The organism is Brevundimonas sp. (assembly GCF_018608325.1).
Classification (GTDB): Bacteria; Pseudomonadota; Alphaproteobacteria; order Caulobacterales; family Caulobacteraceae; genus Brevundimonas.
Genome location: NZ_JABAZW010000131.1, coordinates 9,131 through 17,329, shown reverse-complemented (window position 1 = coordinate 17,329; position 8,199 = coordinate 9,131). Strand labels below are relative to the sequence as shown.

6 protein-coding genes are annotated in these 8,199 nt (G+C 65.2%); 4 read left to right on the top strand and 2 right to left on the bottom strand.

Features of this window, described 5'->3' with window-relative positions:
- Window positions 1-312: helix-turn-helix domain-containing protein (locus tag QZ281_RS12880; RefSeq protein ID WP_292228982.1), on the bottom strand; the 312-nt coding region annotated here is incomplete at its 3' end.
- A 290-nt stretch (window positions 313-602) separates the two neighbouring features.
- Here QZ281_RS12880 and QZ281_RS12875 point away from each other — a divergent pair.
- The 3 genes from QZ281_RS12875 to QZ281_RS12865 are packed head-to-tail and all read left to right on the top strand — an operon-like array spanning window position 603 to window position 6,400.
- The gene (locus tag QZ281_RS12875) at window positions 603-1,703 is read left to right on the top strand and encodes an efflux RND transporter periplasmic adaptor subunit (RefSeq protein WP_292228980.1); all 1,101 of its coding nucleotides are present in this window, start codon (window positions 603-605) and stop codon (window positions 1,701-1,703) included.
- Window positions 1,704-1,706: 3 nt separating this feature from the next.
- On the top strand, window positions 1,707-4,967 hold the full coding sequence (locus tag QZ281_RS12870; protein ID WP_292228978.1) for a multidrug efflux RND transporter permease subunit: 3,261 nt from the start codon (window positions 1,707-1,709) through the stop codon (window positions 4,965-4,967).
- On the top strand, window positions 4,967-6,400 hold the full coding sequence (locus QZ281_RS12865; protein ID WP_292228976.1) for a TolC family protein: 1,434 nt from the start codon (window positions 4,967-4,969) through the stop codon (window positions 6,398-6,400). Before QZ281_RS12870 ends, QZ281_RS12865 begins: the two co-directional genes overlap by 1 nt.
- A 279-nt stretch (window positions 6,401-6,679) precedes the next feature.
- Here the strand turns inward: QZ281_RS12865 and QZ281_RS12860 are convergent, their stop codons facing one another.
- On the bottom strand, window positions 6,680-7,651 hold the full coding sequence (locus QZ281_RS12860) for a LysR family transcriptional regulator (RefSeq protein WP_292228974.1): 972 nt from the start codon (window positions 7,649-7,651) through the stop codon (window positions 6,680-6,682).
- Between the two features lie 124 nt (window positions 7,652-7,775).
- Between QZ281_RS12860 and QZ281_RS12855 the strand changes: the two genes are divergently transcribed.
- Entirely contained in the window at window positions 7,776-8,138 is a 363-nt protein-coding gene (locus tag QZ281_RS12855) for an antibiotic biosynthesis monooxygenase (protein WP_292228972.1), read from the top strand.
- Window positions 8,139-8,199: the final 61 nt, after the last annotated feature.

Below are 8,199 nucleotides of genomic sequence, written 5' to 3'. Positions count from 1 at the left end.
CGACATGGCCTTCAGCTTTTCAGCCTTCTTGGGCTCGTAGACGATCTCGTGGGCCACGCGGCGTCCGAAGTCGGCCTTGTCGCCCTGCATCAGTTGGCTGCCGTCGCCGCAGCTGTCCAGCGCGGCGAGGAAGAGTTCGTCCTTGGAGCCGAAATATCGGCTGATCAGCGCAGCGTCGACGCCGACGTCACGCGCGATATCGCGCATTCCGACATCATCATAACTGTCGGCGGCGAACCGTTCACGCGCGGCGTCGAGAATGGCCGTACGCGTCGCCGCGGCGTTTCTCGGGCGGGGGCCGGTGCACAACAAGGCTCTCAAAACTCCACTGGAAAAAGGGCGGATGTAATAACCGTAACTCCCATATGGCTTTGTCAACGCCTGTTGACAAGCGCTTCGCGTCCTCTCATTAAGTCACCACGCGTTGACAAGGCCGACTCCCCATCGGCCTATGTCCGCACGACTGGGATTTACCTCCGATCAGGGAGAATGCGCAGATGCGCGGGCTTAAGATTGCCGCCGTGTCCGTCTTGGCGACGGGCGCGCTTTATGGATGTTCCCCCAAGGCGGAGCAGCAAGGGCCAGGCGCCCCCCCAGTCACAGTGGCGACACCCCTTCAGCAGAAGGTGGTGGACTGGGATGAATTCACCGGTCGTTTCGAGGCGGTCGAGGCCGTCGAGGTCCGCGCGCGTGTCGGCGGCTATGTCCAGGCGGTTCACTTCCGCGACGGGCAGATGGTCCAACGCGGCCAACTGCTGTTCACGCTGGACCCGCGTCCCGCCCAGGCCGCTCTGGCCCAGGCCCAGGCGCAGGTCGCCCAGATGCAGTCGCAACTGACCCTGGCCCGCGCCAACCTGGCCCGCAGCGAGACGCTGCTGGCCTCGCAGGCGGTGTCCAAGGCCGAGTACGACGCCAACAAGGCCGCCGTTGACGCGGCCCAGGCCAACCTTGCCGCAGCAAACGCTGCGACCCGCACGGCCCAGCTGAACCTGGAATATACGCGCATCACCGCACCGACCTCGGGCCGCGTGTCCGACCGTCGCGTCGATCCGGGCAACCTGATCGCAGGCGGTTCTTCGGCGGGCGATGTCCTGACCACCATCATCTCGGGCGGTCCGATCCACTTCGTCTTCGACGGTTCTGAAGCTGTCATGCTGAAGTACCTGCGTGAAGGCGGCTCCAATCAGGGCGCCACGGTCCGCATCCGTCTTCAGGACGAGAGCAACTATGACCGTACCGGTCGCCTCGACTTCTCCGACAATGCTGTGAACACGGCCTCGGGCGTCATCCGCCTGCGCGCCATCGTGCCGAACGGCGACGGTTTCCTGCGCCCCGGCATGTTCGGCCGCGCCCAGGTGGCGGGCGCCGCTTCCTATGACGCCCTGCTGGTGCCAGATTCGGCCATCGGCACGGATCAGGCGCGCCGCACGGTCGCCGTCGTGGCTGCTGATGGTTCGGTCACCAACAAGGCCGTCCAGCTTGGCCCGATCGTTCAGGGGCTGCGCGTCGTCAAGTCGGGCCTTGCTCCGACGGATCGCGTGATCATCGCGGGTCTGCAACGCGCCGCTCAGCCGGGCTCCAAGGTCACGGCCCAGAACGGCCGCATCACGCCGGTGGCTGACAAGCCTTCGGATGCACCTGTCACTCAAGCGGCCCCGGCCTCCAGCGCCTCGTTCGCCAACAGCCTGTCCACCGGCGACTAAGCCATGAACATATCCCGCTTCTTCATCGACCGGCCGATATTCGCGGCCGTGATTGCGGTGGTGATCTCCATCATCGGCATCTTCGCCTATCCGTTGCTGCCTCTGTCGCAGTATCCGGAGATCGCGCCGCCGACGATCACCATCAACGCCGCCTATCCCGGCGCCTCGGCTGAAACGCTCGCCGAGACCGTCGCTGCTCCCATCGAGCAGGAGGTGAACGGCGTCGAGAAAATGCTCTACATCACCTCCTCGTCCACATCGGACGGGGCGGTGGCCATCACCGTCACCTTCCAGCCTGGCACGGACCTGGATGCCGCGCAGGTGCTGGTTCAGAACCGGGTCGCCCTGGCTGAACCCCGTCTGCCTGACGCGGTTCGCCAGACCGGCATCGTGGTCAACAAGGCCGAGAGCGGCTTCCTGATGATCCTTGGCCTGACGTCACCCGACGACAGCCTGGATAACGACTATGTCGGCAACTACGCCAACTCGACGCTGCGGGACCGCCTGCTGCGCATCGACGGCGTGGGCGCGGTTCAGGTGTTCGGCGGCGGCAACTATTCGATGCGCATCTGGATCGACCCGGCCAAGGCGGCCGAGCGCGGTCTGACGGGCCCCGATATTGTTGCAGCCCTTCGCGCCCAGAACGTTCAGGCCGCTGCCGGCTCCATCGGCCAGCCGCCGTTCCCGACCAATGCCGCAGCCTTCCAGCTACCGGTGCAGGTCCAGGGTCGTCTGACCGATCCTGATGAGTTCTCCAACGTCGTCCTGAAGACGGACAGCGCTGGGCGTGTGACCTATCTGCGTGACGTGGCTCGTATCGAGCTGGGCGCGCAGGACTACGGCATTCGCGGCTTCTTCGACGGCAAGCGCGGCGTCGGCATCGCCATTGTTCAGCAGCCCGGCGCCAATGCGCTCGGCACCGCTGACCGCGTGCTGAAAGAAGTCGAGGCTCTGAAGAAGGAGCTTCCGGCGGGCATGCACGTCGACGTCCCCTACAACCCGACGGAGTTCGTCGCGGCCTCGGTGGAGTCGGTCGAGCACACGCTGATCGAAGCCGTCATCCTCGTCATCATCGTCATCATGGTCTTCCTGCAGACCTGGCGTGCGGCGCTTATTCCGATCGTGGCCATTCCGGTGGCTCTGGTCGGCACCTTCGCGGTGCAGCTGGCGCTGGGCTATTCGATCAACTCCCTGTCGCTGTTCGCCCTGGTGCTTGCGGTCGGGATCGTGGTCGATGACGCCATCGTTGTGGTCGAAAACGTGGAGCGGGCGATCCGGGAGGGGCTCACGCCCAAGGAAGCCGCCTATCGCTCCATGAAGGAAGTGTCGGGCGCTCTGATCGCCATCGGTCTGGTGCTGATCTCGGTCTTCATCCCGACCATGTTCGTTCCGGGCATTCCGGGCATCTTCTATCGCCAGTTCGCGGTGGTCATCGCCTCGGCCTCGGTCATCTCGCTGTTCGTGTCCCTGACGCTGTCGCCAGCCATGGCTGCGCTGCTGCTGAAGCCGCACGTCGAGCATGATGAGCACGCCCGCAAGCCGGGTCTGTGGGGCTCGGTCATGTACTATGGCGGCTGGGCTGGTCGTAAGTTCAACGAAGGCTTCGACTGGCTGTCGGATCGCTATGGTCGTCTGACCGCGCGTCTGGTTCGCACCGTTGGTCTGGTCCTGATCGTCTATGTCGGTCTGCTGGGCCTGACCGCCTGGCGTCTGGTCGATACGCCCTCGGGCTTCATCCCCGAGCAGGATCAGGGCTTCCTGATCGGCGTCATCCAACTGCCTGCCGGCGCTTCGCTGGACCGTACTGAAGCCGTGATGACCCGCGCCAGCGACATCATCCGCGGCACCAAGGGCGTCAACGGCGCCATCGCCTTCGCAGGCCTTGATGGCTCCAGCTTCTCGTTCGGCTCTAACGCTGCGACCATCTTCGTTCGTCTTGATCCCTTCGCGGATCGTACGAAGGAGCAGGCCGCAACCGCCCTGGCCGGCGCCATCACCCAAGCCACCGGTTCGATCGAGGACGCACAGATCTTCGTCATCGCACCGCCTGCGGTTCAGGGTCTGGGCAACGGCAACGGCTTCACGATGATGATCCAGGACACCTCTGGCGCGGGTTACCGCGCGCTTGAGGGCGCCACCTTCGCCATGATGGGCGCTGCCGCGCAGAAGCCGACCGAAGTGAACCAGGTCTTCTCGACCTACAACACCGGCTCACCCCGGATCACCGCCGACGTCGATCGTGACAAGGCGCTGATGATGGGCGTGCAGCCCGGCGACGTCTTCAACACTCTGGGCGTCTATCTGGGTTCGTCTTACGTCAACGACTTCAACATGCTGGGCCGCACCTTCCGGGTGACGGCGCAGGCAGAACCCCAGTACCGCGACGACATCGCCGACATCGCCAACCTGAAGACCCGTTCTTCGTCAGGAGCGATGGTGCCGATCGGATCGGTGGCGAACCTGATCAATGACTCAGGCCCGTCGCGGATCGTGCGCTACAACCTGTACCCGGCGTCCGAGCTGCAGGGTAATGGTGCGGCAGGCGTTTCGTCCGGCCAGGCGCTGGGGATCATGGAGCAGATGGCGGCCCAGACCTTGCCGCAGGGCTTCACCTACGAGTGGACCGGGCTGGCCTATCAGCAGAAGGCTGCAGGATCGGGTGCGACCCTGATCTTCCTGATGGCCGTGGTGTTCGTCTTCCTGGTGCTGGCGGCTCAGTATGAAGCCTTCACCATGCCGCTGGCGGTCATTCTGATCGTGCCGATGTGTCTGCTCGCAGCCATCATCGGGGTGAACCTGAGAGGCCTGGACAACAACATCCTGGTCCAGATCGGTCTGGTCGTTCTGATCGCGCTTGCGGCCAAGAACGCCATCCTGATCGTCGAGTTCGCCAAGCAGGCTGAAGAGGAAGAAGGCATGAACCGCTTCGACGCGGCCGTGCACGCCGCCCGCAGCCGTCTGCGCCCGATCCTGATGACGTCGTTCGCCTTCATCCTCGGCGTCGTGCCGCTGATGCTGGCGACGGGTCCGGGGGCCGAGATGCGGCAATCGCTTGGCACGTCCGTCTTCTCGGGCATGCTCGGGGTGACCTTCTTCGGTCTGATCTTCACGCCGGTCTTCTACGTCGTCACGCGGTGGCTCTCTTCCAAACTGCCGCAGTCTCACAAGCCGACGCCGAAAAAGGCCGTCCAGTTCGACGAACCATCCAACCTGACCGACCCTGATGCTCCGTCGCCAGTCACCGGCCGGGGAGGGGATCACTGATGACCCGCAATAAGACCCTCTCGTTCCTGACCGCCGCAGCCGCCAGCGCCCTGCTTGCAGCCTGCGCGGTCGGGCCAAAGGCGCCGTCTGCCGAACTGCCTGTCACGGGCACGGGCGGCTTCGTGGGCGCAGCCAGCCCCACCGTCTCCAGCGCCCAGGCGCGGGACGACTGGTGGAAGCTGTACAACGACCCGACGCTGGACGGCCTGATCCAGCAGGCCTTTGCTGAAAACCACCAGCTGGAGGCCGCCTTCGCCAACCTGCGCGCGGTGCGTGCGTCGCTGTCGGAGGCCCGCGTGGGCCGCTTCCCGACCACGACGACCACCGCCCAGGCTCAGCGCAGCCGCGCCTCGGCCGCCACGGTCGTTGGTCTGCCTGCAGGCCAGAAGGCGCCGGAGATCGACACCTATGATGCGGGCCTGTCGGCCAGCTACGAGGTCGATCTGTTCGGTCGTGTCGAGTCGACCATCCGCGCCGCTCGCGCCGACGCCCGCGCCTCCGAAGCCGCTCTGGCTGCGGTTCAGGTGTCGGTCGCGGCGGAAACTGCACGGGCCTATGCCGACACCTGCTCGGCCAACGCCCAGATCGCAGTGGCCGAGCGGACGCTGGATCTGCAACGCAACACCGGAACCCTGACCCAGACCCTGCTGGACTCGGGTGCAGGCACCGGTCTGGACGTGGCCCGCGCCCGTGCAGCCGTGGCCCAGACGGCGGCGACCCTGCCGACCCTGCGCGCGGCCCGGGCCGAGGCCCTGTTCCGTCTGGCGACCCTGACCGGGCGCACCCCGGCCGAGGTCGATCAGGCCGCCGCCGCCTGCGTGCGTCCGCCCCAGCTGAACCAGGCGATCCCGGTCGGCGACGGTGCGGCCCTGCTGGCGCGTCGTCCCGATGTGCGTCAGGCGGAGGCCAATCTGGCCGGGGCTGCTGCCCGTGTGAACGTGGCAACCGCCAACCTCTTCCCGCGCATCAGCCTGGGCGGATCGTTCGGCTCGACCGCGCTGGAATCGAACGGTCTGGGCGACAGACAGAACTATCGTTTCAGCTTCGGCCCGCTGATCAGCTGGTCGTTCCCGAACGTGTTCGCGGCCCGCGCCCAGATCAAGGCGGCTGACGCCCGTTCGGAGGCGGCTCTGGCCAACTTCGACCAGACGGTGCTGACGGCCCTGCAGGAGACGGAAACGGCTCTGAGCAACTACGCCAACGAACTGGACCGCCGCGCGGCCCTGACCGAGGCGCGTGATCAGGCCGCCCGCGCCGCCACCCTGTCGCAGCAGCGTTTCAACGCGGGCGCCGACAACTTCCTGACGGTTCTGGACGCCCAGCGCACCCAGGCCGCCGCTGACGCCGCACTGGCCCAGTCGGACGCCCTGGTGACCACCTACCAGATCGCTCTGTTCAAGGCGCTGGCAGGCGGCTGGCAGGTCGAAAGCTGATCTGTCCGGGCGTCTGTCGCGCCCGCTGATCTCAAAAAGACTTAAGGGCCGGGCGCGTGATCGTCCGGCCCTTTTTCATGCCGTTCGTCCACAGGCGGAATGCATCATATTGTTCCCTGTTTGTTCTGATCGTGCTTTATCGACTTCGGGTCGGCGGCATGATGGAGAACGACATGAACGACCGAGCCCTCGCACAGATGATGGCCGAGCTGGACGCTGAACTGGCCCGAGCAGAACCCCACCTGCCCGTCGATCCCGAACAGACGCGCCAGGCCGAGGTTATGCGCGCACTAGCCCTGGGACTTGGCAATTTCGAGCGGATGCGGGCGCACGACGTGCATCTGCTGGCGGCGAAACTGTCGTCGGGGAGGCGGTGAGGGCGGCGGCCATGAAATCCACGAAGACACGCACGCGCGGCGTCAAACAGTGGTTGGATGGCCAGACGACGCGGAACATGCCGCTGCTCTTGATGAAGGGCACCAGGACGGGGATCAGGACGCCGCTCTCGATCTGACGCTGCACGGCGAACAGGGGCACGCACGTCAGGCCCTGACCGCACTCCGCCAGATAGATCAGCGGCTCCAGCGTGCTGGCGATCACGGTGGACGGCAGGCCCCCGCCGACAAACCGGTCATCGCGATACAGCGGCCAGCGCTCCAGCTTGCCGGTCGAGGGATAGCGGTGTTGCAGACACAGGTGGCGCGACAGGTCTTCGGGTGTCTGAGGAACCCCCATCCGATCCAGATAGCCGGGCGAACCGACGACGACATGGTCAAAGGCGCCCAGTTTGCGGGTGACCAGTCGGGAATCCACGACCTCGCCCGTGCGGACCACAGCGTCGAAGCCTTCCTCGATCACATCGACGACGCGGTCGGTGAAATCCAGGTCCAACTGGATGTCGGGATAGGCCTTCATGAAGTTGGACAGGATCGGCATCAACAGCATGCCCGCCAGCGGCAGGCTGAGCCGCAATCGACCGCGCGGCGCCTCCTTGGAAGCCGACAGTTCGTTGGTGGCGGCGCTGACCTCTGCGAAGATGCGTCGGCATCGCTCCAGCAACAGGCCGCCTTCACCCGTCAGGGCGATGGCGCGGGTGCTGCGGTGGAACAGGCGTGCATCCACCTGCGCCTCCAGCCGCGCGATGGTCTTGCCCACGGCGGACGCCGAAACGCCCAGCTTCTTGGCCGCGCCGGTGAAACTGCCTGCCTCGGCGACATGGACGAACACATTGAGGGCGCTGAGGCTATCCATCGGTCTGTCGGATTGCGGACTTCCACGTCCTGACTGATGGGAATAATAGCGTATTTTTCCGAGATGGTCGTGGCCCTAGTTAGCGGATGCGGTCAGATCCGACCGCTCCAAACCGGTTCCCACGATGTCCTCCCCCGTCTTCACCGCAGGTTTTTCGGCCGCACCGCCGACCGTCTTCATCGTCAATGTGATCCACGCCCACGCCGGTCGTCAGGATGAGGCGTTCGAGATCATTCAGGACGTGGTCCGCTATGTCGCCGAGCGCAAACCCGGCTTCCTGTGGAGCAGTCTGGCCAAGAGCACGGACGGCCAGACCGTCGTGAATATCGAGGCCATTTCCGATGAAGGCGATGTGGGCGAGTTCTTCTCCGACCCGGCTTTCGTCGACAAGTTCAAGCGGCTGGATACCGTATCGACCAGCGAGTTCCACACCTACCGCGTCGGCGACCTGATCCTGCCCGCCATATTGACGAGTGGCGCAGCATGACTGCCGCCGTCTGCACGCCAACACAGGATCGGTTGCCGCTGGGGTTCCAGCTGTGTAATCA

Bases quoted from the DNA above. Each gene is read 5' to 3' on its own strand.
- QZ281_RS12870 (WP_292228978.1), top strand. From the start codon at position 1,707: ATGAACATATCCCGCTTCTTCATCGACCGGCCGATATTCGCGGCCGTG.
- QZ281_RS12865 (WP_292228976.1), top strand. From the start codon at position 4,967: ATGACCCGCAATAAGACCCTCTCGTTCCTGACCGCCGCAGCCGCCAGC.
- QZ281_RS12860 (WP_292228974.1), bottom strand. From the start codon at position 7,651: ATGGATAGCCTCAGCGCCCTCAATGTGTTCGTCCATGTCGCCGAGGCA.
- QZ281_RS12855 (WP_292228972.1), top strand. From the start codon at position 7,776: ATGTCCTCCCCCGTCTTCACCGCAGGTTTTTCGGCCGCACCGCCGACC.